The sequence below is a fragment of the Arthrobacter pullicola genome, assembly GCF_014836875.1.
Lineage (GTDB): Bacteria > Actinomycetota > Actinomycetes > Actinomycetales > Micrococcaceae > Arthrobacter_B > Arthrobacter_B pullicola.
In genome coordinates this window covers 47,821-72,613 of sequence record NZ_JACSQC010000004.1, presented here as the reverse complement: position 1 = coordinate 72,613, position 24,793 = coordinate 47,821, and the positions used below count along the sequence as shown (strand labels likewise).

The following is a 24,793-nucleotide window of genomic DNA, read 5'->3' as shown; positions in this document are numbered from 1 at the left end:
CATGGCTCCTTTGCTGGGTGCTGCATGCGGTCTATCCGCGTACGAATCCGCGAACCTCCGTACTGCGTACAACTTCCAAAAAATGTTCGCGGACCGAACATGCGTACAAGATGCGAATTTATCTAAGAATGCCCGAAACCGCCAGCCCTTTCCGGACATGGCGGTTTAAGACGGACGGCGGAAGCCGTCCTGGGTGGCCCGCAGCTGCGTCAGGCTTCGGTGCGTCCGGCTTCCGCGCTCACTTCGGCGGTGTTGCCTTCGGCGCTTTCCCCTTCGGCAGCATCCAGTTCGGCGAAAACACCCTGCGCAACCTTGAAGGCAGAGTTGGCGGAGGGGACGCTGCAGTAAATGGCCGATTGCAGGATGACTTCCTTGATCTCATCCCGCGTCAGGCCGTTGCGCAGCGCGGCGCGCACGTGCATCGCGAGTTCCTCCAGGTGCCCGTGGGCGATCAGGGCGGTGAGTGTGATGGCGCTGCGCATGGTCCGGTCCAGGCCCGGCCGGGTCCAGATGGTGCCCCAGGCATAGCGGGTGATCATGTCCTGGAAATCGGAGGTGAACTCGTCTTTTGCCGCGTTGGCCCGGTCGACATGCGCGTCGCCGAGCACCTGGCGGCGGACTGCCATGCCTTCGTCGTAGATGTCCTGCTGGGTTTTGGCGCTGTTCTCGCTCACTGAATCGCTTTCTCTTTTACGTAGCCGGGTTTAGTTGGCGGGGCCGAAGAAACTGCTGAGCAGTTTCGCGGTTTCCGCAGGCTGTTCGGCCGGCACCAGGTGCGCGGCATCGGGAACGACGGCGGACCGTCCGTCGGGAACGCCGGCTGCGATCAGCTCGGCGAAGGACGGCGGGGTGACAACGTCCTCGGCGCCAGCCACTGCCAGCACCGGAGCGGAAATCCCGTCCAGGCGCTCCCGGACGTCGAAGCCTGCCAGGGCCTGGCAGCAGTAGGCGTAGGAGAAGCGGTCGGCGTCCTGCAGGGAATGGAGCAGCGCGGCTGAGGTTTCCTTGTCCCGTTCGATGAAGCCTTCGGCAAACCAGCGCTGCGCGGAGCCGATCAGGACGGCCGGTGTTCCCTGCCCGCGCACTGTTTCGGCGCGCGCTTCCCAGCCTTCGGCGTCGCCGATCTTGGCGCCCGAGCAGAGGATGGCCAGTTTCCGGAACGCCTGCGGGTAGTCGAGTCCCAGCTGCAGGCCAACAGCGCCGCCCAGGGAGACCCCGGCGTAATAGAGTTCCTGCGAGCCGGAGAGATCTCCGGCAGAGACCGCACTGTCCACCAGGCCGTGAACAGCCGCCGCCAGGTCCTCCAGGCTGAATCCTTCCGCTGCCGCCGGGCTGTTACCGTGGCCGGGCAGGTCCCAGGCGATCACCGTGTAGCCGTCCAGCTGCGCTGCGGTGCTGCTCCACAGAGCGGTGCCGGAGGTCCCAAGTGACGGACCGGCGATCAGGACGGGGGCGTCCGGGCCGGCATTGGAGAGTTGTGTTGCTTTAATCTGCGGGACGCTCACGCGTTCATCCTTCCGGGGTAAGCCGAGACAATTCGGCTGATCAGGGCATCCGACTGGCCCAGGTAATTGGCGGGGTCCAGGAGCTCGGTGATCTCCTGGTCCGCAAGCTCTCCGGCGGGAACGATCCCGCGCAGCAGCTCAGCAAAGTCTTCGCCGGCCAGGGAGCGCGCCACGATTTCCTGCACACGCTTTTTACCCTGCCCGGGCACTCCGTCGTCCAGCAGCGGAGCAACGCGTGCCATCACCTTTTCGCTGACGACCAGCGGGCCGGCGAGTTCCAGGTTCCGGGCCACGGCATCGGTGTGGACCGTCAGCCCTTCGGTGAGTTCCGCCAGTTTGGCAAGGGCTCCCCCGGCCAGCCGCAGCAGCTGGCGCAGGGCCTGCCATTCGACGTGCCAGGACCCACCCGGGCGGTCATCGTCTGCTGCTCCGGCGGCGGCCTGCAGCATGGCGGTGTAGCCGGGTGCTGCCAGGGCGGCGCTGCGGATCAGCACGGAGAGCACGGGATTCTGCTTTTGCGGCATGGCCGAGGAGCCGCCGCGGCCGGCTTCGCGCGGTTCGCTGACTTCGCCGATCTCCGGGCGGCTGAGCAGCAGCACGTCGTTGGAGATTTTGCCCGCTGCTGCCAGCAGGTCCGCCAGGGATGCCCCCAGGCGGGTGACCGGGAGCCGGTTGGTCTGCCACGGCGCCACGGGATCCGCGAGGCCCAGCCTGCCGGCCAGGTCGGCGGCCAGAGCCAGGGGGCTGCGGTCCGCCGCATCGGCGGCCGTTGTAAGTGCAGCCATGGTGCCGGAGGCACCGCCCCACTGCAGGGGCAGGGACGCCGCCGTATTTTCCAGCGCCGCGGTGGCCTGCCCAATGCCATGGAGCCACTGCGCGGCCTTCAGTCCGAAGGTCGACGGCAGCGAATGCTGGGTCAGGGTACGGGCCACACTGACAGTTCCGGCGTGCCGGCGAGCCAGTGCCCCGAGGGCGGTTTCCACCCGGCGCGCATCAGCCAGGATGGTTTCCAGCGTCCGGGCGGCCATGAGCATCAGGGCTGAGTCCAGGATGTCCTGGCTCGTTGCCGCCTTGTGGATGGGGCCGGCGGCACCCGGGGCGTCCCCGCGGACCAGTGCCCGCAGATCGGCCAGCAGGGGAATAACGGGATTCCCGCCGCCCTGCGCCCGCGCGGCCAGGTCCGCGATGTCATACCGCGAAGCCTGGCAGGCGGGAGCAACGGCGTCCGGGATCCCGGAGTTGATCAGGCCCGCGGAGGCAAGCACCCGCAGCCACTCGAGTTCGACGTCGAGCATGGCCTGCAGCAGTGCCTCGTCAGAGGTCAGTGCTGCGGCGCGGGTGCCGGCCCATGCCGGCGACAGTAGTCCGTAGTCGGCAGTTTCCGCGGAGCCCAATGAATTACGCTCCCGGGTAGGCCAGGAAGACGGTCTCGTCTTCGCCCTGCAGCTTGATGTCCCAGCGCAGGCCGCCATCGGCCTCGCGCGTTGCAATCAGGGTGCGGCGGCGGTCCTGGGGAAGGGAGGAGAGCAGCGGATCCTTGGCCAGGGCCGCTTCGTCGTCCGGCAGGTACATGCGGGTGTGCAGCTTGTTCAGGAGACCGCGGGCAAAGATGACCACCGAAATGAACGGCGCGGAGCCTTCCTCGGTCGGCCCCGGGTTCACCGTAGTGAACGTGTAGTTACCCACGTTGTCGACGGCGCCCCGGCCCCATCCGGTGAAGGTGTAGCCATCGCGCACCAGCGAACCGGTCTTCTGCGGGATGTTGCCGTCTTCGTCTGCCTGCCAGATTTCCAGCAGGGCGTCCGGAATGACTTCGCCGGCGCCGTCACGGACTGTGCCCTGGACCCGGATGGCGCCCTTGGCACCGGGGTGGACCAGTTCGTTGTCCTTCGGATAAGGCAGCGCGTAGCCGTAGAACGGTCCAACCGTCTGTCCGGGGGTTGCGGTGAGTTTCTGCTCGCTCATTACTCTGCGTCCTCGTCTTCCATCCAGGTGCGGTTGCTGCCGGTCAGTACGATGTCCCAGTTGTAGCCGGTGCTCCACTCATGCTGGGTGAGGTTGTGGTCGTACGTGGCCACAAGCCGGTCCCTGGCTTTCTGGTCGGTGATCGACTGGTAGATCGGGTCCAGGGAGAACAGCGGATCGCCCGGGAAGTACATCTGGGTGATCATGCGCTGGGTGAAGTCGGTGCCGAAGAGCGAGAAATGGATGTGCGCCGGGCGCCAGGCGTTGTAGTGGTTCTTCCACGGGTACGGTCCGGGCTTGATGGTGGTGAAGCGGTAGTTGCCGTCATCGTCCGTGATGCAGCGGCCCACGCCGGTGAAGTTGGGATCGATCGGTGCCGGGTGCTGGTCGCGCTTGTGGATGTAGCGGCCGGCGGAGTTCGCCTGCCAGATCTCCACCAGCTGGTTGCGCACCGGGCGGCCGTTGCCGTCGAGGATGCGGCCGGCGACGACGATCCGCTCACCGAGGGGTTCCCCGTTGTGCTGGATGGTCAGGTCCGACTCCAGGGCGTGGACATCCTGGTGGCCGAAGGCCGGGGACCACAGTTCGATGGTCTCGGGGTCCGTGTGGTGCGGGTCCTTGGTGGGGTGGCGCAGGATGGAACTGCGGTACGGGCGGAAGTCCAGGCGGGGCTGGGTCTCTTCGGCGTCGCCGTTTTCCAGGCCCTTCCGGTACGCAGCGTGCACGTCCTGGATTTCCGCGGTGATCTCATCCTGCGAGTTCTGCGCCGAGTCCGGGCCCTGCACTGGCTGGTCTGGCTGGTCCCCGGGGAACAGGCCGTTTTCCGTCTCCATGTTTTTTCCTTTCAAAAGGATGCGCACACGACGCGTCCTCGTCATCGTCCAAGCATCCCAGTGGTTTGTACCACATTACACGCTTGTTCACTTTGTGGACATGCGTTCACAATACGAACGCGGGTGGTGCCTGGCGGTCTTACTTTTCCGGCCAGCCGGTGTAGGCCTCGGCCAGGTATGCCTGGCCGTGGCGGGAGGAAACCACACCGTTCAGTTCTCCCAGCGCCCGCTTGCGCTCGAACGGGGTAGCGTCCGTACGGGTGTGCAGCATGGAGGTCATCCAGTAGGAGAAATTCTGTGCCCGCCAGACGCGCTGGAGCGCCTTGTCGCTGTAGCCGTCCAGCAGCTCCGCGGACTTCGTTGCGTAGAAGGAGTCGATGGCTTCGAAGAGCACCTTGACATCCGCCAGGGCCAGGTTCAGGCCCTTGGCACCGGTCGGCGGAACCGTGTGGCCGGCGTCGCCGGCGAGGAACATGTTGCCGTAGCGCATCGGTTCACAGACGTAGCTGCGGAACTTCAGGACCGTCTTTTCGAAGATCGGGCCGCGCTTGAGCTGGAATCCGTCCGGCCCGTCCACCCGGCGCTGCAGCTCTGCCCAGATCTGCTCATCGCTCCAGGCCCCGGCATCTTCATTCGGATCGCACTGGAAGTACATCCGCTGGACGTTGTCATTGCGCTGGCTGATCAGGGCGAAGCCGTAGTCAGAGTTGGCGTAGATCAGTTCCGGGGCGCTCGGCGGGGCTTCGGTCAGGATGCCGAACCAGGCGAACGGGTACTCGATGAAGTTGTCTGTCCGCAGCTCCTTGGGGATGGAACGCTTGCAGATGCCCTGGGAGCCGTCGGCACCGACCAGGATGTCGCAGTGGATTTCGAAGCCGGTTCCCTCAGCGTCCGTGAAGCGGATCTTGGGAACGGACGTTGTCTGGTCCAGCACCTCAGTGTCCGTGACGGCGTAACGCACGTCGCCGTTGTCCCGCTCACGGGCGGCAGCCAGGTCAACAAAGACCTCGTTCTGCGGGTAGAGCCAGACGGACTCCCCCACCAGTTCCTCAAAATCGATGCGGTGGCTCACCCCGCCAAAGCGCAGGTCGATGCCGTCATGCTTGTAGCCCTCGGTCAGGACCCGGTCACTGACTCCGCCCTCGGTGAGCATCCGGACACTGCCATGTTCGAGGATGCCGGCGCGGTGCGTGGTGCGGATGGTTTCGTGGTCCCGCTTTTCCACGACGATGTTCTCAATCCCGGACTTCGCGAGCATATGGGAGAGCATCAGGCCTGCGGGGCCGCCTCCGACGATGCCGACTTGGGTCTTGATGACGGTACGCTCTGCAGCCAACGCTGAACTCCTTTTTGGACAAGCTAAAACTCCGGGAACGGATGCCCCTGACTCAAGTGTGAGGACACCCACATACGTCCGGCGAGGCGGTTCTCATTCAATGAGAATTGGTGGTCCCTGATGTCACAGCTGCCTAGGGTGCGGCCGGTTCCGAAACACCGTTCCGCGGGCCGGCTCCAGCGGTGTTGGTTCCCAGTCCGCGGGAGATGCCCCGGGCGGCGGTCATCAGCGCCGGCACCGTGGCCGCCGTGTTTTCCCGGCCGAGGGGCACCACCACACCCAGTGCTGCCACCGCGGTGCCCAGCGGACCGAAGACAGGGACAGCTATGCCAGTGGTTTCCGGGTCGACGACGCCGGGCAGCGTGGCGCTGCCTTCCCGCCGGATGTCCGCCCACTGCCGCCGGAGGGAATCCGGTGCCGGGAAGGGTGTGCGGTCCCCGCGGTGGCGGTCCAGGAACGCTTCCTGCACGTGCCGCGGCGAATGGGCCATCATCACCATGCCCGAGGATGAAATATGCAGCGGAAGCCTGCCGGCGACCTTGGCGAAGTTGGAGACCGAGCCGCGGCTGGAGAGCCGCTCGATGAACAGCACTTCATCCTCCTGCAGCACCGAGAGCTGGGTGTGCTGCCGGATGACGGCCTGGATGTCCTCCATAAAAGGCATCGCTACCTGCCGCAGATCGAGTGCAGCGGAACTCCGGTTAGCCAGTTCCCAGAGCCGCAGCCCCAGGCGCAGCTCGCCCCGGTCTCCGCGCTGCAGCACCTGCAGCGCCACCAGTTCACCGGCCAGCCGGTGGGTGGTGGACAGCGGGAGCCCGGCCCGCCGGGCCAGGGCCGCGGCCGGCATGGCGGTGTGCTCGGCGTCGAACGCCGAGATCAGCCGCAGGATGCGCTCGGCCATGGAGTCGCCGGAGGGGGAATTGGCCATACCCAATACTCTGGCACACCCTTCCGGCGGCGGTGTCCGCGGGCGTCGGCGCTGCCTGGCCGCGGACCGGCACGGGCTCCGGAAAGCCGGCCGGGCTGGAACTGCCGCTTAAACGGGGAAGGACCCCGCCCAAAGGCGGGGTCCTTCCACTTGGCTTTGCTCCGGTTTAGCGGAACTCGCTGCCCATGTCGTAGTCATCCAGCGGGATGGCGTGGAACTCAGGGCTCAGGCCGCCGTCAACTCCGGCGTAGTCGAAGTCGCTGAAGGCGCTGGGGCCGGTGAAGAGATTGGCCTTTGCTTCCTCAGTCGGTTCGACGGTGACCTCGGTGTAACGGGGCAGGCCCGTTCCGGCCGGGATCAGCTTACCGATGATGACGTTTTCCTTCAGGCCGAGCAGCGGATCGCTCTTGCCTTCCATGGCCGCCTGCGTCAGGACGCGGGTGGTTTCCTGGAAGGAAGCAGCGGACAGCCAGGACTCGGTCGCCAGGGATGCCTTGGTGATACCCATGAGCTCCGGACGTCCGGCAGCCGGACGGCGGCCCTCAGAGACCACGCGGCGGTTCTCGCTCTCGAAGCGGCGGCGCTCGGCCAGCTCACCCGGGAGCAGGTCGGAATCGCCGGATTCGATCACGGTCACGCGGCGCAGCATCTGCCGGACGATGACTTCCACGTGCTTGTCGTGGATGCCAACACCCTGGCTGCGGTATACGCGCTGGACTTCGTCCACCAGGAATTCCTGTGCCTTGCGCGGGCCGAGGATGCGGAGGATCTGCTTGGGATCCACTGCACCTGCAACCAGCTGCTGGCCAACCTCAACGTGGTCGCCGTCGGCAACCAGCAGGCGGGCACGGCGCAGGACCGGGTAGGCAATTTCCTCGGAGCCGTCATCGGGAGTGACAACCAGACGCATCTGGCGGTCCGTCTCTTCGATGGTGACCCGGCCGGCCGTCTCGGAGATCGGAGCAACGCCCTTGGGGGTGCGTGCTTCGAAGAGCTCCTGGATACGGGGCAGACCCTGGGTGATATCTTCCGCCGATGCAACACCACCGGTGTGGAAGGTACGCATGGTCAGCTGGGTACCGGGCTCGCCGATGGACTGTGCGGCGATGATGCCGACAGCCTCGCCGATGTCCACGGTCTTGCCGGTGGCCAGCGAACGGCCGTAGCAAAGGGCGCAGGTACCAACGGCAGACTCACAGGTCAGCACGGAGCGGATCTTGATGTCGGTGACGCCGGCGTTGAACAGCTTCTCGATCAGCACATCGCCGACGTCGTCGCCGCCCTTGGCCAGGACGTTGCCTTCCGCATCGGAGACATCGGTAGCCAGCGTACGGGCGTACGCCGAGTTCTCGACCTCTTCGTGCAGCTGCAGCTCACCGTTGTGATCCGGAACAGCGATCGTGACGTTCAGGCCGCGCTCGGTGCCGCAGTCCTCTTCGCGGACAATGACGTCCTGCGAAACATCCACCAGACGACGGGTCAGGTAACCCGAGTTGGCGGTACGCAGGGCGGTGTCAGCCAGACCCTTACGGGCACCGTGGGTGGCGATGAAGTATTCCAGCACCGACAGGCCCTCACGGTAGGAGGACTTGATCGGGCGCGGGATGATCTCGCCCTTCGGGTTGGCCACCAGGCCACGGATACCGGCGATCTGCCGGACCTGCAGCCAGTTGCCTCGGGCACCCGAGGAAACCATGCGGTTGATGTTGTTCTCGATCGGCATGTTGTCGCGCATAGCCTTGGCAACTTCGTTGGTTGCCTGGTTCCAGATGTCGATCAGTTCCTGACGGCGCTCGTCTTCAGCGATCAGGCCCTTGCCGTACTGGCTTTCAACCTTGGCTGCACGTGCTTCGTAAACCTCCATGATGGCAGGCTTGTCGATCGGAGCAGCGATATCCGAGATGGCGACGGTAACGCCCGAGCGGGTGGCCCAGTAGAAACCGGAGTCCTTCAGGTTATCCAGCGTTGCCGCGGTGACGACCTTCGGGTAGCGCTCGGCCAGATCGTTGACGATCTTGGAGAGCTGGCCCTTGTCTGCAACGGCCTCAACCCACGGGTAGTCCGCCGGCAGGGTCTGGTTGAACAGAACCTGTCCCAGGGAGGTCGGGATGAGGGCAGGAGTGCCTTCTTCCCAGCCTTCCGGAGCCGGCTGCTCCTCGCTCGGCACGAAGCCCTCGACGCGGATCCGGACCGGGGCGTTCAGGTGCAGTTCGCCAAGGTCGTGTGCCATGACGGCTTCCGCCATCGAGGAGAACACGCGGCCTTCGCCGGCTGCGCCCTGACGCTTGGTGGTCAGGTGGTGCAGGCCGATGATCATATCCTGCGAGGGCAGGGTCACCGGACGGCCGTCGGACGGCTTCAGGATGTTGTTCGAGGACAGCATCAGGATGCGTGCTTCGGCCTGTGCTTCGGGGCTCAGCGGCAGGTGGACTGCCATCTGGTCGCCGTCGAAGTCAGCGTTGAAGGCGCCACAGACCAGCGGGTGCAGCTGCAGGGCCTTGCCCTCAACCAGCTGCGGCTCGAAGGCCTGGATACCGAGGCGGTGCAGGGTGGGTGCACGGTTGAGCAGCACCGGGTGTTCGGTGATGATCTCTTCGAGCACGTCCCAGACCTGCGGACGGAAACGCTCGACCATGCGCTTGGCGCTCTTGATGTTCTGGGCGTGGTTGAGGTCAACCAGGCGCTTCATCACGAACGGCTTGAAGAGCTCCAGTGCCATCTGCTTGGGCAGGCCACACTGGTGCAGCTTCAGCTGCGGACCGACGACGATCACGGAACGGCCGGAGTAGTCAACGCGCTTACCCAGAAGGTTCTGGCGGAAACGACCCTGCTTGCCCTTGAGCATGTCAGAGAGCGACTTCAGCGGACGGTTGCCCGGTCCGGTGACCGGACGGCCGCGGCGGCCGTTGTCGAACAGGGAGTCAACAGCTTCCTGGAGCATGCGCTTTTCGTTGTTCACGATGATCTCGGGGGCACCGAGATCGAGCAGCCGCTTCAGGCGGTTGTTGCGGTTGATCACGCGGCGGTACAGGTCGTTGAGGTCGGACGTCGCGAAACGGCCGCCGTCGAGCTGGACCATCGGGCGCAGTTCCGGCGGGATCACCGGTACGGCGTCGAGAACCATGCCCATCGGGCTGTTGGTCGTGGTCAGGAACGCGTTGACAACCTTCAGGCGCTTCAGGGCACGCGTCTTGCGCTGGCCCTTGCCGTTCTGGATGATCTCGCGCAGGTTCTCCGACTCAGCCTGCATGTCGAAGTCCTCAAGACGCTTCTTGATGGCTTCGGCACCCATGGAGCCTTCGAAGTACAGGCCGTAACGGTCCCGCAGTTCGCGGTAGAGACCCTCATCGCCCTCGAGGTCGCCGACCTTGAGGTTCTTGAAGCGCTCCCAGACCTGCTCGAGGCGTTCGATGTTGTTGTCTGCGTCGCGGCGCACCTTGGCCATCTGGCGGTCGGCGGAGTCGCGGGCCTTCTTCTTATCCGCAGCCTTGGCACCTTCGCCTTCGAGGCGGGCAAGCTCGTCCTCGAGGTCCTTGGCGATCGCCGCGATGTCGGAGTCGCGCTGGTCGACGAGGTGCTTGCGCTCCAGGTCATGCTCGGCCTGCAGGTTCGGCAGTTCGGTGTGGCGGTTCTCTTCGTCGACCGCGGTGATCATGTAGGCAGCGAAGTAGATGACCTTTTCCAGGTCCTTCGGTGCCAGGTCAAGGAGGTAGCCCAGACGGGAGGGGACACCCTTGAAGTACCAGATGTGGGTAACCGGAGCGGCGAGCTCGATGTGGCCCATCCGCTCGCGGCGGACCTTGGCACGGGTTACTTCAACACCACAGCGCTCACAGATGATGCCCTTGAAGCGCACGCGCTTGTACTTGCCGCAGTAGCACTCCCAGTCGCGGGAAGGCCCGAAGATCTTTTCGCAGAAAAGACCGTCCTTCTCCGGCTTCAGGGTTCGGTAGTTAATGGTTTCCGGCTTTTTGACCTCGCCGTATGACCAGTTGCGGATTTCGTCCGCAGTGGCAAGGCCGATTCGCATGAGGCCGAACGTGGAATCGTTGGACATTGGTCCCTGTTCTCTCTTGTTCTCTAAATCTGAATGTCTCGGGTACGGGAAGAGCTTCGGTGACTAACCCAGTGGCGCCGGGTGGTCCGGGTTAGGCGGCTTTAATATTCCTGCGAGCTCTGCGAGCGAGGAATTTCGTTGCCGCCGTTCCGGGCCTCCCGGCGCCAGCCGGGATAAAAACCTAAACTTCTTCGACTGAGCTCGGCTCTGCGCGGGACAGATCAATACCCAGCTCTTCCGCGGCCCGGAAGACTTCTTCATCCGAGTCACGCATTTCAATCGTGTTGCCCTCGGTGGAAAGGACTTCCACGTTCAGGCAAAGCGACTGCATTTCCTTGATGAGCACCTTGAACGATTCCGGAACGCCGGGCTCCGGGATGTTCTCACCCTTCACGATGGCTTCGTAGACCTTGACGCGGCCGTGGATGTCATCGGACTTGATGGTGAGCAGTTCCTGCAGGGTGTACGCGGCACCGTAGGCCTCCAGGGCCCAGACTTCCATTTCACCGAAGCGCTGGCCGCCGAACTGTGCCTTACCACCCAGCGGCTGCTGGGTGATCATGGAGTACGGACCCGTGGAGCGTGCGTGGATCTTGTCATCGACAAGGTGGTGCAGCTTCAGGATGTACATGTAGCCAACGGAGATCGGATCCGGGAACGGCTGGCCGGAGCGGCCGTCGAACAGACGGGCCTTACCGGAAGCACCGATCAGGCGGTCGCCGTCGCGGGTGACGTTCGTGGAGTCCAGGAGGTTGGTGATTTCGTCCTCGCTGGCGCCGTCGAACACCGGGGTGGCAACGGTGGTGGGTCCGGTTTCACGCGGCAGCGCGGGCAGGTCCTTGACCCAGTCCGGCTCGCCTTCGATCTTCCAGCCCTGCTTGGCAGCCCAGCCCAGGTGGATTTCCAGGACCTGTCCGACGTTCATTCGGCCCGGAACACCCAGCGGGTTCAGGACGATGTCGACGGGGGTGCCGTCTTCGAGGAACGGCATGTCCTCGATCGGCAGGATCTTGGAGATAACACCCTTGTTGCCGTGGCGGCCGGCCAGCTTGTCGCCGTCCGTGATCTTGCGCTTGTGGGCAACGTAGACGCGCACCAGCTGGTTGACGCCCGGGGGCAGCTCGTCGTCGTTGTCACGGTCGAAGATACGCACGCCAATGACGGTTCCGGACTCGCCGTGGGGAACCTTCAGGGAGGTGTCGCGGACTTCGCGGCTCTTCTCGCCGAAGATGGCGCGCAGCAGGCGCTCTTCGGGGGTGAGCTCGGTTTCGCCCTTCGGCGTTACGCGGCCAACCAGGATGTCTCCTGCTTCGACCTCGGCACCGATGTGGATGATGCCGCGCTCGTCGAGCTGGGAGAGCACTTCCTCGGACACGTTGGGGATGTCACGCGTGATTTCCTCGGCACCAAGCTTGGTGTCGCGGGCATCAACTTCGTGCTCCTCGATGTGGATCGAGGTCAGGACATCGTCGGAGACCATGCGCTGCGAGAGGATGATGGCATCCTCGTAGTTGTGGCCTTCCCAGGACATGAATGCCACGAGCAGGTTCTTGCCCAGTGCCAGTTCGCCCTGGTCGGTGGAGGGGCCGTCGGCGATAACGTCGTGGACCTCAACCCGGGTGCCTTCAGAGACGATCACGCGCTGGTTGTAGGCGTTGCCCTGGTTCGAGCGCGCAAACTTCATGATCGGGTAGCTGGTCTCGGTGCCGTCGTCGTTCATGACGGTTACCAGGTCAGCGGACACCTCGGTGACGACGCCGGCCTTGACTGCGGTGACGGAGTCGCCGGCGTCGATGGCTGCGTACTTCTCCATGCCGGTGCCCACGACGGGACGCTCGGAACGGAGCAGGGGCACGGCCTGGCGCTGCATGTTCGCACCCATGAGGGCACGGTTGGCATCGTCATGCTCGAGGAACGGAATAAGGGCGGTTGCCACCGACACCATCTGGCGCGGGGAAACGTCCATGTACTCCACCTCGGTGGGCTCGACGAGCACGGGCTCGCCGGATCCGCCGCGGGCACGGACGAGGACAAGGTCCTCTTCGAAGTGGTTGTCGGCACGCAGCGGGGCGTTTGCCTGTGCGATCGTGCGCTCGACTTCGTCATCTGCCGTCAGGTAGTCGACCTGGTCGGTAACGACGCCGTCCACAACCTTGCGGTACGGGGTCTCGATGAAGCCGAAGGCGTTGATCCGGGCGTAGGATGCCAGCGAACCGATCAGACCGATGTTCGGGCCTTCAGGGGTTTCGATGGGGCACATACGGCCGTAGTGCGAGGGGTGGACGTCTCGGACTTCCATGCCTGCGCGGTCACGGGACAGACCGCCCGGGCCCAGCGCGGACAGGCGGCGCTTGTGGGTCAGGCCGGCCAGCGGGTTGTTCTGGTCCATGAACTGCGAGAGCTGGGAGGTTCCGAAGAACTCCTTGATCGCAGCAACGACCGGACGGATGTTGATCAGGGTCTGCGGCGTAATCGCCTCAACGTCCTGGGTGGTCATCCGTTCACGGACAACGCGCTCCATGCGGGACAGGCCGGTGCGGATCTGGTTCTCGATCAGCTCGCCCACGGCGCGGATGCGGCGGTTGCCGAAGTGGTCAATATCGTCGACCTCAACGCGGATGTCCACGTCTTCGCCGTTGCGCTTGCCCGGAACAGTCTTCTCGCCGGCGTGCAGCGCGACGAGGAACTTGATCATGGCGACGATGTCGTCGATGTTCAGGACCGAGGCATCGGAGTCGGTGATGGCCTTCTCGACGCCGAGCTTCCGGTTGATCTTGTAGCGGCCAACCTTGGCCAGATCGTAGCGCTTCGGGTTGAAGTACAGGTTCTCCAGCAGGGTCTTTGCTGCCTCGACCGTGGGCGGCTCTCCCGGACGGAGCTTGCGGTAAATGTCCAGCAGGGCATCTTCCTGGGTCTCCGTGGGGTCCTTCTCCAGGGTGGCGCGGATCGAGTCGTATTCACCGAAGGTTTCCAGGATCTGGCCCTCGGTCCAGCCCAGTGCCTTCAGCAGGATGGTGACGGACTGCTTGCGCTTGCGGTCCAGGCGGACGCCCACCTGGTCGCGCTTGTCGATTTCGAGTTCGAACCAGGCACCGCGGGAAGGAATGATCTTCGCGGTGTAAATGTCTTTGTCGCTGGTCTTGTCTGCGGTGCGCTCGAAGTAGGCGCCCGGGGAACGGACCAGCTGGGAGACGACGACGCGCTCGGTGCCGTTGATGACGAAGGTACCCTTGTCGGTCATCAGCGGGAAGTCGCCCATGAACACGGTCTGCTGCTTGATTTCGCCCGTGTTGTTGTTCATGAACTCGGCCTTAACGTACAGCGGAGCCGAGTACGTTGCGTCCCGGTCCTTGCACTCGGCCATGGTGTACTTCGGGTCCGCGAACTCCGGTTCGGAGAAGCTCAGGGACATGGTGCCCTGGAAGTCCTCGATCGGAGAGATCTCTTCGAAGATGTCCGAGAGGCCGGAGGTGGTGGCGAAACCTGCCTCGCCCGCTTCCTGCGCCTTCCTTACGCGTTCCTTCCAGCGCTCGTTGCCGACGAGCCAGTCAAAGCTGTCCGTCTGCAGGGCAAGAAGATTGGGAACATCCAGCGGTTCGTGAATCTTTGCGAATGAAATCCGGGACGCTGCGTTCTCCGGATTGGTAGCGGTTGCATTATTAGAGGTGCTCGAGGCGACCAAGAGGGATCCTTCCACAGACCTTCAGGCGTGTTTCACGCTCCCCCTCTGCACTGACGGACCTGGTCCGCGTGCGTCCTGCCGGGCGCAACGCGCGTCGAAACAGTTCAATACCGTGCAGCCGACACTGCATCTTGCAGTGCATCTGACAGTGCATTTGAACGATCCGGACGCCGCCTGGCCCGTGACACAGCCCACCGCTATATGAAGGCTGAAGGTTAAGAGAGGGAAGCAAATATCTACTATATGGCATTGGGGACACAGAAGTCTACCCGGTATTCGAAACCCCTGCCAGCTCTACCCTGGATCCTGCAGCTGCGAACCAGGAGGTTCCTTGCTGCGGCTTCCTTCCGGGGAGCTACGGGCGCGGTGCCAGCGTACCGATTTGTGGCTGGCTAGGAATAAGCGTACCCCAAGTCCGCCTGGTCTGCGCGATTTCCCTGTGCCGTGCCTGTGCCGTGCCTGTGCCGCCCCGTCGCCGGACTGGCCGGCGGACTGGCCGGCGGTGTGCGCGGCTGTCCCGGGCGGACTCCGGCCAGTGTGTCCCGCACCACGTTCAAAAGGTAGCCTAGGGGCAGCTGTTTCCTTCAGGAACTGATTCCCTTCGACGAGAGTGGACTGGCCGCATGAGCACCCCCGCAACTGCAGAACCCGGATCAAGCGCAGCCGACGTGGTGATCGTGGGCGGTGCCCGCACCCCGCAGGGCCGGCTGAACGGCCAGCTCGCCCCGTTCACCGCCGTCGAACTGGGCGCTTTCGCCATCGCCGGCGCACTGGAGCGGTCCGGCGTCGACCCGTCCCAGGTTGACACCCTGATCATGGGACACGTGGTCCAGGCCGGCTGCGGACAGAACCCCGCACGGCAGGCTGCCATCAAGGCCGGCTTGGGCTGGGACGTACCGACGGTGACCATCAACAAGGTCTGCCTCTCCGGCCTCGCCGCGATTACCGATGCGGCGCGTCTGATCCGGAGCGGGGAGGCTACGGTCGCCGTTGCCGGCGGCCAGGAATCGATGACACGCGGCCCGCATGTCCTGCCCGGCTCCCGGCAGGGCTGGAACTACGGCAGCATGTCGGTGCTGGATTCCGTGGCCCACGACGGGCTCACCGACGCGTTCGACAACGAGTCGATGGGTGTCTCCACCGAACGGGGCAACTCCGTGCTGGGCATCGGCCGCACCGCACAGGACGAGGTGGCGGCTGCTTCCCACCAGCGGGCCGCAGCGGCAGCAGCGGCGGGGATCTTCGACGTGGAGATTGCCCCGGTGAGCGTGCCGCAGCGCAAGGGGGAACCGCTGGTGCTCACGGCGGATGAGGGCATCCGTCCGGCCACCACAGTGGAAACGCTTGCCGCCCTGCGTCCGGCGTTCGCGGCGGACGGCACGATCACGGCCGGCAACTCCTCCCCCCTCTCCGATGGGGCTGCAGCTGTTGTGCTGACCTCGCGCGCGTTTGCCGAGGAACAGGGCCTGGAGATCCTGGCCGTCGTGGGAATGCCGGGGCAGGTAGCCGGGCCGGACAACAGCCTGCACTCCCAGCCCGCCAACGCCATTGCGCAGGCCCTGAAGCGGGCCGGCTGGACGGCCGGTGACCTTGATTTCGTGGAGATCAATGAGGCCTTCGGCTCCGTTGCCGTGCAGTCGCTGCAGGAGCTCGGCATGGACCTGGCCGACTGCAACATTCACGGCGGTGCGATCGCCCTCGGCCACCCGATCGGCGCGTCCGGGGCACGGCTGGCCCTCCACGCCGCGCACGAACTGAACCGGCGTGGCTCGGGGCGTGCCGCCGTCGGGCTCTGTGGAGGCGGCGGCCAGGGCGAGGCCCTGCTGCTGTACCGCGGCTAGTGGACGCGGACCACGTCCGGGGGCGTGAACGGGTGCAGGCTGCCGCCGGGGAACTGGGGTTGGACGTGCAGATCGTTGACCGTCCGGATGCGTCCTCCCTGGCCGAAGCGGCTGCTGCGCTGGGAATCAGCCCCGGGGAGATCGTAAAGTCCCTGGTCGTCCGGCGGAAAGCCGGGGAGTACCTGTTTGTGCTGGTCCCCGGTGACGAGCAGATTTCCTGGCCGAAGCTGCGGGCAGCCGCCGGTGCCAACAAGCTGACCCTGCCGCCGGCCGGGGAGGCCTTTGAAGCCACGGGTTATGCCCGCGGCACGATCACTCCGCTGGGCAGCACCGTCAGCTGGCCGGTTTTTGCCGCGCCGGCCATCCGCGGCAAACGGGTTTCAATGGGCGCCGGCGAACACGGCGCCAGCCTTTTCGTGGACGGCGATGCCCTGCTCGACGCGCTGGACGCGCGCGTCATCGACATCACTGAGCCCCTCCCCTAGTTCTTCGTCCCGGTACGGCAAAAGCCCCCACTCCCTGGAAAGGGAGCGGGGGCTTTCGAAGCAATGCGGCTGGGCCGCAAGGCAATGCTACTTGAGGGTAACCGTTGCGCCGGCAGCCTCGAGGGCTTCCTTTGCCTTTTCGGCGGTCTCCTTGTTGGCACCTTCGAGGATGGCCTTCGGAGCACTGTCAACCAGGTCCTTGGCTTCCTTCAGGCCCAGGGAAGTCAGCGCGCGGACTTCCTTGATCACTGCGATCTTCTTTTCGCCAGCAGATTCGAGGACAACATCGAATTCGCTCTGCTCTTCAGCAGCTTCAGCAGCGCCGCCGCCAGCCGGACCGGCAACTGCAACAGCAGCAGCGGTGACGTCGAACGTCTCTTCGAAGAGCTTCACGAAGTCGGAGAGCTCGATGATGGACAGTTCCTTGAAAGCCTCAATGAGCTCTTCGTTGGTGAGCTTCGCCATGATGTGGCGTCCTTCCTATAGTTGGTGCTCGCAGGCACCGGAGATTGGATGAGAAGAGGTTCTACTCTTCGGTGGCTGCTTCTGCGGCGGGAGCTTCTTCTGCAGCGGCCGGGGCCTCTTCTGCAGCAGGAGCAGCGGGAGCGCCGCTCTCCTCTTCGAGCTTCACACGCAGTGCATCTGCCGTGCGGGCCAGCATGGACATCGGAGCCTTGAGGACACCGGCGACACGTGCAAGCTGGAACTCACGGGATTCAAGCGCAGCAAGGGCAGCAACACCGGCTGCGTCGAGGTTGTTACCCTCGAAGACACCGGTCTTGATGATCAGCTGCGGGTTGGTCTTGGCAAAATCCGTCAGGCTCTTTGCAGCCGCAACTGCGTCACCCTTGATGAAGGCGATTGCAGTGGGACCGGAGAGCTGGCCATCGAATGCATCGATGCCGGCTTCCTTGGCTGCAATGCCCGTCAGGGTGTTCTTCACGACCGAGTACTTGGTGTCCTGGCCGAGCGAACGGCGCAGCTCCTTGAGCTGTGCAACGGTGAGCCCGCGGTATTCGGTTAGGACAGCAGCGGTCGAATCCTTGAAATCGTTGGCGATCTCTTCGACTGCTGACACCTTTGTTGGCGTTGCCATAACCCTCCTTCCGGGGAAATAGTGCCGGTGGATCGGGTCCCGAACATAAAAAACGCCCCGGGCAGATGCACGGGGCTTTACTCAACAGACCTGGGTCCGGAGTTCAGTTCGTTCACCTGCGCAGGCCGCCCTATAAAGGGACTTTCGGATGTTTCTCCAACCGGGTTCCACACGTGGAAGACTGATGGTTCAGCCAAACGGTGGGATTGAATGCACATCGACCGACGGTCTTTGGTAGTTCAAGCTTAGGGGAGAATCCCCGGGAGGCCAAATCGCCGGCGCAGCCATGGCCGCGCCGGCGGTTCACGCCCCTACAGGTTCCGGGTCCCCGGGCGCAGCAGTTCCAGCGCCCAGGCGGCGGTCGCCGCTGCGGAGCCCCTCCAGACACCCAGCAGTCCCAGCATGTTCTGGCCCGCTGCCTGCATGCCCGGAAGGGCTTCGGCCACCGCGGCAAGCGTGGAGGTCCGCAGTTCCGTGTTGATATTGACCTTTCCGATCCCGGCAGCAGCGGCGCGGGCCAGGTCTGCCTCGTCGAGCCCCGATGCGCCGTGCAGGACCAGCGGAACGGTTCCTGCCGCGGCCTTCACCGCGCCGAGCCGGTTCCAGTCCAGGTGGGGCTCACCCTTGTAGTTGCCGTGGACGTTGCCGACGGCGACTGCCAGCAGCCCGGCGCCGGAGGCCGCGAGGAACCCGGCCACCAGTGCCGGGTCCGTCATTCCGGCGGCAGGGTCTGCTTCCGCGGCTGCCGAGGCGTCGTCCTCGTCACCGGGCAGGGCTCCAAGCTCAGCCTCCACTACGATGTCCAGTCCCGCCAGTGAGCGCACGACGCCGGCCACGAACGCCGCGTTCGCTGCGGGTTCCAGCGACGATCCGTCGGCGAGGACACTGTCCGCACCCGCTGTGGCCGCGGCGAGGATGAGCTGCGGGTCGGCGGCGTGGTCCAGCTGGACCAGGACCGGCACGGACGCTGCGTCGGCCAGGCCCCGCAGGGCCGAAATGAGCCGCATCCCGCCAGGTCCCGCGGCGGTCTTGGGCGCCACCAGCAGGATGACCGGCTGTCCGGCCTCCTCTGCTGCGCCAACCACAGCAAGTGCCGTGGTGAAGTCGTAGCAGGTCAGTGCCGGCACGGCACCGCCGTCCGCCAGTTCACCAGCGACGACGTCGTTCAGCCGGGCCCGCACGTCAGCCTGCCAGCGGGGACAGGACCAGCCACAGGAGGCTGGTCAGCGCGAAGCCGCAGAGGCCCAGGACGGTGGTCAGCACCGTCCAGGTCTTGAGCCCGTCCGCCACGGACAGGCCGAGGTAACGGGTCACGATCCAGAAACCTGAGTCGTTGACGTGGGAGAAACCGAACGCGCCGAATCCGATGGCAATGGTGACCAGGGCCATCTGCAGGGCGGAGTACTCCCCCGCGCCGACCGATGCGGCCAGCAGGCCGGCGGTGGTGACGATGGCGACCGTCGCCGAGCCCTGGGCAGCGCGCAGCACTGCGGCCAGGAGGTAACCCATCAGCAGGATCGGCAGGCCGGCGGAAGACAGCGTCTCCGCCAGTGCGGTACCGATGCCCGACTCGGTGAGGACTTTGCCGAACGCACCGCCGGCACCGGTCACCAGGATGACGATTGCCGCCGGTGCCAGGGCGGCGTCCATGACCTCGCCCGTTGTGGAGGCGCTCCAGCCGCGGCGGATGCCGAGGAAGATAAAGGCCAGGAACACGGTCACCAGGAGTGCGATGACGGGTGAGCCGATAAGGCCCAGGGCCGGCAGGGCAGCGGACCCCTCGGGAAGGACGACGGCGCTGACCGTGCCAAGCATGATCATCACGATCGGCAGGACGATCAGTGCGATGATCATGGCCGGGCTGGGCGGGGCCTGCACTTCGGTCTTCGTCTTGACGGCGGTGCCGCCGGCACCGGATTCCAGCTCCACTTCGGACTTGCCGCTGCCGAAGAGGCGGAACTGCTCTGCCGTGGCAGGCAGCATCGGGTAGTCACGGCGGTTCATCCACTTGGCAGTGAGGTAGGCCGGCACGCCCAGGACGGCGCAGATGGCCAGGGCAATGATCGTGATCCAGCCAATGTCCGAGCCGATGACCCCCGCGCCGCCGACAATTCCCGGGTGCGGCGGGACAACCACGTGCACGGCAAGCATGATCGCTGCCACGGGCAGGCCCACCTTGAGCGGGTTAACACCCGCGGCTTTAGCGAAGCCGTAGATGATCGGCACCAGGATAATGAAGCCGACGTCGAAGAACACCGGGATGGCCAGCAGGAAGGCCGCGGCCGTCAGGGCTGCGGTAACCCGCTTCGGCCCGAGGATCCTGGTGAACTTGCCGGCCAGCGCCTCGGCGCCGCCGGAAAGCTCGATCATCTTGCCGAGCATGGCGCCCAGCCCCACCAGGATGGCGACGGATCCAAGGGTTCCGCCGAGGCCGGATTGGACTGAGGTGATGACTTCATCCAGCGGGATGCCGGCGGCAATCGCCACCAGGACGCTGACAGTCAGCAGGGCCAGGAAGGCCGGAATCTTGAACTTGATGACGGCGAGCAGCAGGACTGCAACGCCGGCCACCGCAATGATCAAGAGCGTCATAGCGCTCATCGGTGTCTCCTTTGACAGGTGCGGGTGATGTTTTTGAACTGTGGAAGGTGTGCCCGGTTACGGGGCGGGGCGGACCGGTGCAACGACCTTGACGACGGCGGAGTCATCCGCCGCACCAAGGCCCGCTGCCTGGCCGAGCAGGTAGAGCTGTTCGGCTGCCGCGGCCACCGGCGTCGGCAGGCCGGTTTCCCGGGCCGCCTTGGTGACGATGCCCATGTCCTTGACGAAGATGTCGAGCCGGGAGAGGACTTCGGCACCCTCTTCGTCGTAGGCCTGGAGCATGCGGGGGCCGCGGTTGCCGAGCATAAACGACGCAGCGGCACCGGCCTGCAGCGCGTCCAGCGTCTTTTCCCGGTCCAGTCCGAGGGCATCGGCCAGGGCCATGGCCTCGGCTGCCGCCGCAATATGGACACCGCAGAGCAGCTGGTTGACGGTCTTGAGCGCCTGGCCGTCGCCGGGCTTGTCGCCAACGATGCTCAGGGTGGAAGCCAGCAGTTCCAGGACCGGCTTGGCCGTGGCCTGGGCTGCTTCAGTGGCGCCGACGACGATCAGCAGGTCGCCTTCGCCGGCCCGCACCGGGCCGCCGGACAGCGGTGCGTCAACGAGCTCAACCTGCTGCTCCGCGAGGCGGGCGGCGACGTCGGTGACGGCGGCGACGCCCACGGTGCTGGTCATAACAACCACGGCGCCGGGCTTCAGGGCCGGGGCGATGCCGGCGTCGCCGAAGAGGACGTCATTGAGCTGCGCTCCGTTGCGCACGGCAAGCAGGACGGCATCGGCACCGGCAGCAGCGTCCGCGCCGGAGCCGAAGGTCTTTATCCCCGCGGCTTCGGCCAGCTCCAGCCGGGCGGCGGCAATGTCGAAGCCGTGGACCGTGAGGCCGGTGGCCAGGCGGGTTGCCATCGGCAGTCCCATGGCTCCAAGGCCCAGGACGGCGACGGTGTAGGCGGTGTTGGCTGTGTTTTCGGTGTTGGTCTGCATGGGGGGGTCCTTACTGTTCCGAGAGGATTTCGACGACGGCGGCGAGGGAGGAGTCATCGCCGACGTTGCCGGCGAAAACGATGTAGGGAATGCCTGCGGCGGGGCCGTCCATCGGCTCCCAGAGGGAGACGATTCCGGGCAGCATCGGGCCGCGGACGATGGCACGGCCGATCTGCAGGCCCTTGGACGCAACGTCGGAGGAGGTGATGCCGCCCTTGGCGATGACGAACCGGGGCGGGGTGGCGGCCAGTACCCGCTGGACGACGTCGACGACGGCTGCGGAAACGCGGCGGGAAATATCCAGGGACTCATCCCCCGTCGAGGCTGTGACCAGCTGGCGGCTGGTGTGCAGGACGACGTCACCGGCGCTCAGGCCTGCGGCCACCTGGCCGCTGACGTCAGCCAGGTGCTTTTCACGGATTTCCGGATCGATGACGGAGGCGACGTCGATTTCCACGGTGAGTGAAGGCGGCCGGACTTCCTGCAGGTGGTTGAGCTGCCGGGTGGTCACGCCAACGTGGGAGCCCACAACGATCAGGCCGCCGCGGCTGCGGCCAACGGGGGCGTCGCCATAGACGTCGCCGGCGCTCAGCGGCGCGTGCTGTTCCTGGCCGATGGCAGCCCGGACGAAGGGCGGACCAACCCGGTAGAGGAAGCTCTTACCGTCCGCTTCTGCGTGCTGCAGTCCCAGGGCCAGCAGCCGCAGGTCGTCTTCGGACACTGCGTCTGCAACAACGGGAACGGCGTCAGCGGCACCGGCGAGGGCTGCCGCGATCTTTTCCGGTCCCCCGCGGAGGACATCCAGCGTGAGGGTAATAACCTCAGCAGCATTGATCCGCCCGCCGGTTTTCTCTTCCACATAGGAAGCCAGGTTGGAGCTGGCGTAACCGAAGGTGGCATCGCGGGCAAACTCGGTCTCCGCGATGGGCTGCACTTCGGTGCCGCTGCGCATGTAGTGCACCCCGCCGATGGTTACCCGGTTGGCATCCGGAAAGGCCGGGACCAGCACGACGGCGTCGGGGGCCTTCAGCCCTGCCGCCTGCATGGCCTCGGCGAGGACATCGGTTTCCAGCGGATAGTGTCCGCGCAGGGTGGAGTCACTGCGGGAAACGAAGGCAAGGCGGGCGGCCTGAGCAGCTGCGGCGGCCTGGGCGTTCGCGACGACCTCGCGGTTGATGCGGGCGGCATCCGCGGGAGCCAGGCTGCGGGAATTGGTCAGCACGTAGATCGCCGGTGCCCCGGTGGACAGCGCCCAGGCAAAGTCTGCTTCTCCCCAGGAGGTGAGGACCGGCAGCCCTGCCACGGACTGCGTCCCGGTGGGATCGTCGTCGAGGACGATGAAGACGGCGCCGGTGGCACCTGCGGCCACCTCCGCCGCGGAAACGGATACCGCTTCGGGGTAACCGGAGAGCAGGCTCCCAAGGTCTTCCATGAACACTCCTTTGTAATCAGATGTCAGACATCTTACACATGGAAACTGGGGGTCCATGACCGCACGGGAGGCACACTGGAGACCCCTGGAAGGAGCAGTATCGCAAGACGGGCTGGCAGCCCAGGACAGCTGGTCCGGGCTATAGCCTTCTGACTAGCCCGAACGCAGGACGTGCTCCATCAGGTCTGTCTGCGTCTGGTTCATGTGGGCGTCCATTGCGAGCCGGGATTCCTCGGCGTCGCCGGCCGCGATGGCCTTGAGGACCGCCCGGTGCATGGCGATTGCATGATCCTGGATGAGGGGAACTGCTGAGGTCTCACGTCGACCCGTGGACAGCAGCCGTCCCAGGGGTTCATACATTGCCGGCACCAGCACGTTCCCCGAAGCCCGGAGGATCACGTCATGGAACGCAATGTCTTCGCGGACGAAGGAATCGACGTCGCCCGCTTCCGCTGCCCCGCACATTCCGGCGAGATGCTGTTCCAGCAGATCCAGGTCCTCGGGCTCCCTGCGCAGTGCGGCCAGCGCGGCGGCACCGGTCTCAATCATGCGCCGGACTTCCAGCAGCTGGAGGGAGACGTTGTTTTCACCGACACCGTGGGCGGCGGCACGGACCGTGGCCTCCAGGGAGGTCCAGTCCCGGGGCGGATTGACGTAGGTGCCCCGGCCGCGCTGGACGTTGACCACGTTCTTGGCCCGCAGCGACTTCAATGCTTCACGGACGGTGAGCCGGCTGACGTTGGCTGCCTCGGCAATGTCCGCCTCTGAGGGCAGAGCCGAACCGATCTCGATATCCCCGTCGATGATCCGGTCGAGCAGCTGGTCCGCGACGGTATCCACCAGCGTCTTGCGTTCCATGCTCCCCCTGAAGTGCAGGCATCCGGGCGGATGTCAGATAACCAATCCTACCCACCCGGGCCCGCCCTTCAGTTTGCGGACCCCAGCCGCCGCTGCCACTGGCCACCCCAGGCCGCCGCCCGGAATCCGAGGGCCTCGTTGATGCGGAGCATGTGCCTGTTTTCCTCGGCGTTCCAGGTGTAGATGCGCCGCACCTGCGGCCGTTCCTGCTGCAGCCGCTGCAGGTTCGCCGTCTTGAGCAGCATGCCCAAACTGTGCCCGCGGTGGGCCCGGAGAACCAGCGTGTCATCCTGCATCGCGGCTTGGGGCTGCTCGCGCTGCACCCACAGGACGGTGTGGCCGGCCAGCGTATCGGTGGAGAGGTCCCGGACGGCACAGCAAAGCAGGTCCACACCTGCTGCTGCCTGGGTGGCCTCGCTCTCACGCACGCGCTCCACGTCCCAGGCTTCCTCTTCCCATTCCAGGTCGCCCATGGGGGCATCGGTGCTCATGCGCTGCTTCAGCTTCGCGTAGTCACTGACAAGGGCGTCCGGGCACCGGCCGGTCCAGGTTTCCAAGGCATAGCCGTCTCCCGCGGCAGCGCGTGCCCGGGATAAGCCGGCACTGAAGTCCGCACCATTCTCCAGCTCCAGCAGGCTGATCCGTTCCACCTGCTCCAGAGCAAACCCGGCGGCCTGGGCAAAACGCGCCGAAGCGTCCGCCGGGATCTCCCCCGTTCCCGTAGCCGGGCGGAGCACGGCCCCGCCGGCGCCGGTTCCAGTTCCGGCAAGCCGGTGCTCGGTTTCCGCGTCCAGCACCCTGCGCCCCAGGGAAGCCGCATACTCTTCGGCGGCCCGGAGCAGGCTGCGCCCCAGCCCGGCGCCCCGGGCCGCCGGGTCCACCATCACGTCCACCCACACCGCATGGGTGTTATCGGTCAGCGGAACAATGAGCACTGCTGCGCCCGCAGGTTCCGGGCCAGCCGGAAGCAGGATCACCCTCCGGCCCGCTTTCCGGGGCTGCATCACCGCCAGCTGGGCCTCGGGTGACTCCTCAAAGTCCGTACTGCCCCAGAACCGCCTGTTCCGTTCGTTTACCAGCCGGGCGACGGCGAGGAACCCCTCGGTGCCCGCCTCCCCCAGCTGCCGGGGAACGGGGCTTTGGTGGACGGGCTGGGCCTGGAATTCCATGAACCCATCCTGCTGCCCGCAGCC

At 65.4% G+C, this 24,793-nt stretch carries 19 protein-coding genes; 2 read left to right on the top strand and 17 right to left on the bottom strand.

Going from position 1 to position 24,793, the window contains the following annotated elements; translation table 11 throughout:
- Nucleotides 1-209: 209 nt before the first annotated feature.
- The 9 genes from pcaC to rpoB all read right to left on the bottom strand — a co-directional run bounded on the left by pcaC (nt 210) and on the right by rpoB (nt 14,306).
- Nucleotides 210-674, bottom strand: a complete 465-nt coding sequence (pcaC, locus tag H9638_RS09180) for a 4-carboxymuconolactone decarboxylase (protein WP_318241830.1) — start codon at nt 672-674, stop codon at nt 210-212.
- Between the two features lie 30 nt (nt 675-704).
- A complete protein-coding gene (locus H9638_RS09175) occupies nt 705-1,505 on the bottom strand; it encodes an alpha/beta fold hydrolase (protein ID WP_191746911.1) in 801 nt (266 codons plus the stop codon).
- Nucleotides 1,502-2,899, bottom strand: coding sequence for a lyase family protein (locus H9638_RS09170; RefSeq protein WP_225217245.1), 1,398 nt, complete (start codon nt 2,897-2,899; stop codon nt 1,502-1,504). Before H9638_RS09170 ends, H9638_RS09175 begins: the two co-directional genes overlap by 4 nt.
- A gap of 4 nt (nt 2,900-2,903) precedes the next feature.
- The gene (pcaG, locus tag H9638_RS09165; RefSeq protein WP_191746909.1) at nt 2,904-3,470 is read right to left on the bottom strand and encodes a protocatechuate 3,4-dioxygenase subunit alpha; all 567 of its coding nucleotides are present in this window, start codon (nt 3,468-3,470) and stop codon (nt 2,904-2,906) included.
- Entirely contained in the window at nt 3,470-4,303 is an 834-nt protein-coding gene (gene pcaH / locus H9638_RS09160; protein ID WP_191746908.1) for a protocatechuate 3,4-dioxygenase subunit beta, read from the bottom strand. Before pcaH ends, pcaG begins: the two co-directional genes overlap by 1 nt.
- Nucleotides 4,304-4,442: 139 nt before the next feature.
- Nucleotides 4,443-5,639 carry a 4-hydroxybenzoate 3-monooxygenase gene (locus tag H9638_RS09155; RefSeq protein WP_191746907.1) on the bottom strand — a complete coding sequence of 399 codons (1,197 nt, stop codon included), beginning with the start codon at nt 5,637-5,639 and terminating at the stop codon, nt 4,443-4,445.
- A gap of 133 nt (nt 5,640-5,772) precedes the next feature.
- Nucleotides 5,773-6,567, bottom strand: coding sequence for an IclR family transcriptional regulator (locus tag H9638_RS09150; protein ID WP_191746906.1), 795 nt, complete (start codon nt 6,565-6,567; stop codon nt 5,773-5,775).
- A gap of 166 nt (nt 6,568-6,733) precedes the next feature.
- Nucleotides 6,734-10,624, bottom strand: coding sequence for a DNA-directed RNA polymerase subunit beta' (locus H9638_RS09145; protein ID WP_191746905.1), 3,891 nt, complete (start codon nt 10,622-10,624; stop codon nt 6,734-6,736).
- A gap of 181 nt (nt 10,625-10,805) precedes the next feature.
- Nucleotides 10,806-14,306, bottom strand: coding sequence for a DNA-directed RNA polymerase subunit beta (rpoB, locus tag H9638_RS09140; protein ID WP_191746904.1), 3,501 nt, complete (start codon nt 14,304-14,306; stop codon nt 10,806-10,808).
- Between the two features lie 623 nt (nt 14,307-14,929).
- On the opposite strand from rpoB, the gene H9638_RS09135 reads away from it, so the two are divergent.
- The gene (locus tag H9638_RS09135) at nt 14,930-16,147 is read left to right on the top strand and encodes an acetyl-CoA C-acetyltransferase (protein WP_191746903.1); all 1,218 of its coding nucleotides are present in this window, start codon (nt 14,930-14,932) and stop codon (nt 16,145-16,147) included.
- Complete coding sequence (locus tag H9638_RS09130; RefSeq protein ID WP_191746902.1) at nt 16,147-16,632, top strand: aminoacyl-tRNA deacylase; 486 nt, start codon at nt 16,147-16,149, stop codon at nt 16,630-16,632. Before H9638_RS09135 ends, H9638_RS09130 begins: the two co-directional genes overlap by 1 nt.
- A gap of 87 nt (nt 16,633-16,719) precedes the next feature.
- On the opposite strand, the gene rplL is transcribed toward H9638_RS09130, so the two are convergent.
- From rplL to H9638_RS09090, 8 genes are all read right to left on the bottom strand, one after another.
- Nucleotides 16,720-17,097, bottom strand: a complete 378-nt coding sequence (gene rplL / locus H9638_RS09125) for a 50S ribosomal protein L7/L12 (RefSeq protein ID WP_066296012.1) — start codon at nt 17,095-17,097, stop codon at nt 16,720-16,722.
- 61 nt (nt 17,098-17,158) lie between these two features.
- Nucleotides 17,159-17,728 carry a 50S ribosomal protein L10 gene (gene rplJ / locus H9638_RS09120; protein WP_191746901.1) on the bottom strand — a complete coding sequence of 190 codons (570 nt, stop codon included), beginning with the start codon at nt 17,726-17,728 and terminating at the stop codon, nt 17,159-17,161.
- A gap of 311 nt (nt 17,729-18,039) precedes the next feature.
- Entirely contained in the window at nt 18,040-18,909 is an 870-nt protein-coding gene (locus H9638_RS09115) for a class II fructose-bisphosphate aldolase (protein WP_191746900.1), read from the bottom strand.
- A gap of 1 nt (nt 18,910) precedes the next feature.
- Nucleotides 18,911-20,329, bottom strand: coding sequence for a GntP family transporter (locus H9638_RS09110; protein ID WP_191746899.1), 1,419 nt, complete (start codon nt 20,327-20,329; stop codon nt 18,911-18,913).
- Between the two features lie 57 nt (nt 20,330-20,386).
- Complete coding sequence (locus H9638_RS09105; protein ID WP_191746898.1) at nt 20,387-21,310, bottom strand: NAD(P)-dependent oxidoreductase; 924 nt, start codon at nt 21,308-21,310, stop codon at nt 20,387-20,389.
- 10 nt (nt 21,311-21,320) lie between these two features.
- Complete coding sequence (locus H9638_RS09100) at nt 21,321-22,742, bottom strand: four-carbon acid sugar kinase family protein (protein WP_225217244.1); 1,422 nt, start codon at nt 22,740-22,742, stop codon at nt 21,321-21,323.
- Nucleotides 22,743-22,895: 153 nt separating this feature from the next.
- Nucleotides 22,896-23,600, bottom strand: coding sequence for a FadR/GntR family transcriptional regulator (locus H9638_RS09095; protein ID WP_191746896.1), 705 nt, complete (start codon nt 23,598-23,600; stop codon nt 22,896-22,898).
- A gap of 68 nt (nt 23,601-23,668) precedes the next feature.
- Nucleotides 23,669-24,769, bottom strand: a complete 1,101-nt coding sequence (locus H9638_RS09090) for a GNAT family N-acetyltransferase (RefSeq protein WP_191746895.1) — start codon at nt 24,767-24,769, stop codon at nt 23,669-23,671.
- Between the last annotated feature and the right edge of the window lie 24 nt (nt 24,770-24,793).

Bases quoted from the DNA above. Each gene is read 5' to 3' on its own strand.
- pcaG (WP_191746909.1), bottom strand. From the start codon at position 3,470: ATGAGCGAGCAGAAACTCACCGCAACCCCCGGACAGACGGTTGGACCG.
- pcaH (WP_191746908.1), bottom strand. From the start codon at position 4,303: ATGGAGACGGAAAACGGCCTGTTCCCCGGGGACCAGCCAGACCAGCCA.
- H9638_RS09150 (WP_191746906.1), bottom strand. From the start codon at position 6,567: ATGGCCAATTCCCCCTCCGGCGACTCCATGGCCGAGCGCATCCTGCGG.
- H9638_RS09145 (WP_191746905.1), bottom strand. From the start codon at position 10,624: ATGTCCAACGATTCCACGTTCGGCCTCATGCGAATCGGCCTTGCCACT.
- H9638_RS09135 (WP_191746903.1), top strand. From the start codon at position 14,930: ATGAGCACCCCCGCAACTGCAGAACCCGGATCAAGCGCAGCCGACGTG.
- rplL (WP_066296012.1), bottom strand. From the start codon at position 17,097: ATGGCGAAGCTCACCAACGAAGAGCTCATTGAGGCTTTCAAGGAACTG.
- rplJ (WP_191746901.1), bottom strand. From the start codon at position 17,728: ATGGCAACGCCAACAAAGGTGTCAGCAGTCGAAGAGATCGCCAACGAT.
- H9638_RS09110 (WP_191746899.1), bottom strand. From the start codon at position 20,329: ATGAGCGCTATGACGCTCTTGATCATTGCGGTGGCCGGCGTTGCAGTC.
- H9638_RS09105 (WP_191746898.1), bottom strand. From the start codon at position 21,310: ATGCAGACCAACACCGAAAACACAGCCAACACCGCCTACACCGTCGCC.
- H9638_RS09100 (WP_225217244.1), bottom strand. From the start codon at position 22,742: ATGGAAGACCTTGGGAGCCTGCTCTCCGGTTACCCCGAAGCGGTATCC.
- H9638_RS09095 (WP_191746896.1), bottom strand. From the start codon at position 23,600: ATGGAACGCAAGACGCTGGTGGATACCGTCGCGGACCAGCTGCTCGAC.
- H9638_RS09090 (WP_191746895.1), bottom strand. From the start codon at position 24,769: ATGGAATTCCAGGCCCAGCCCGTCCACCAAAGCCCCGTTCCCCGGCAG.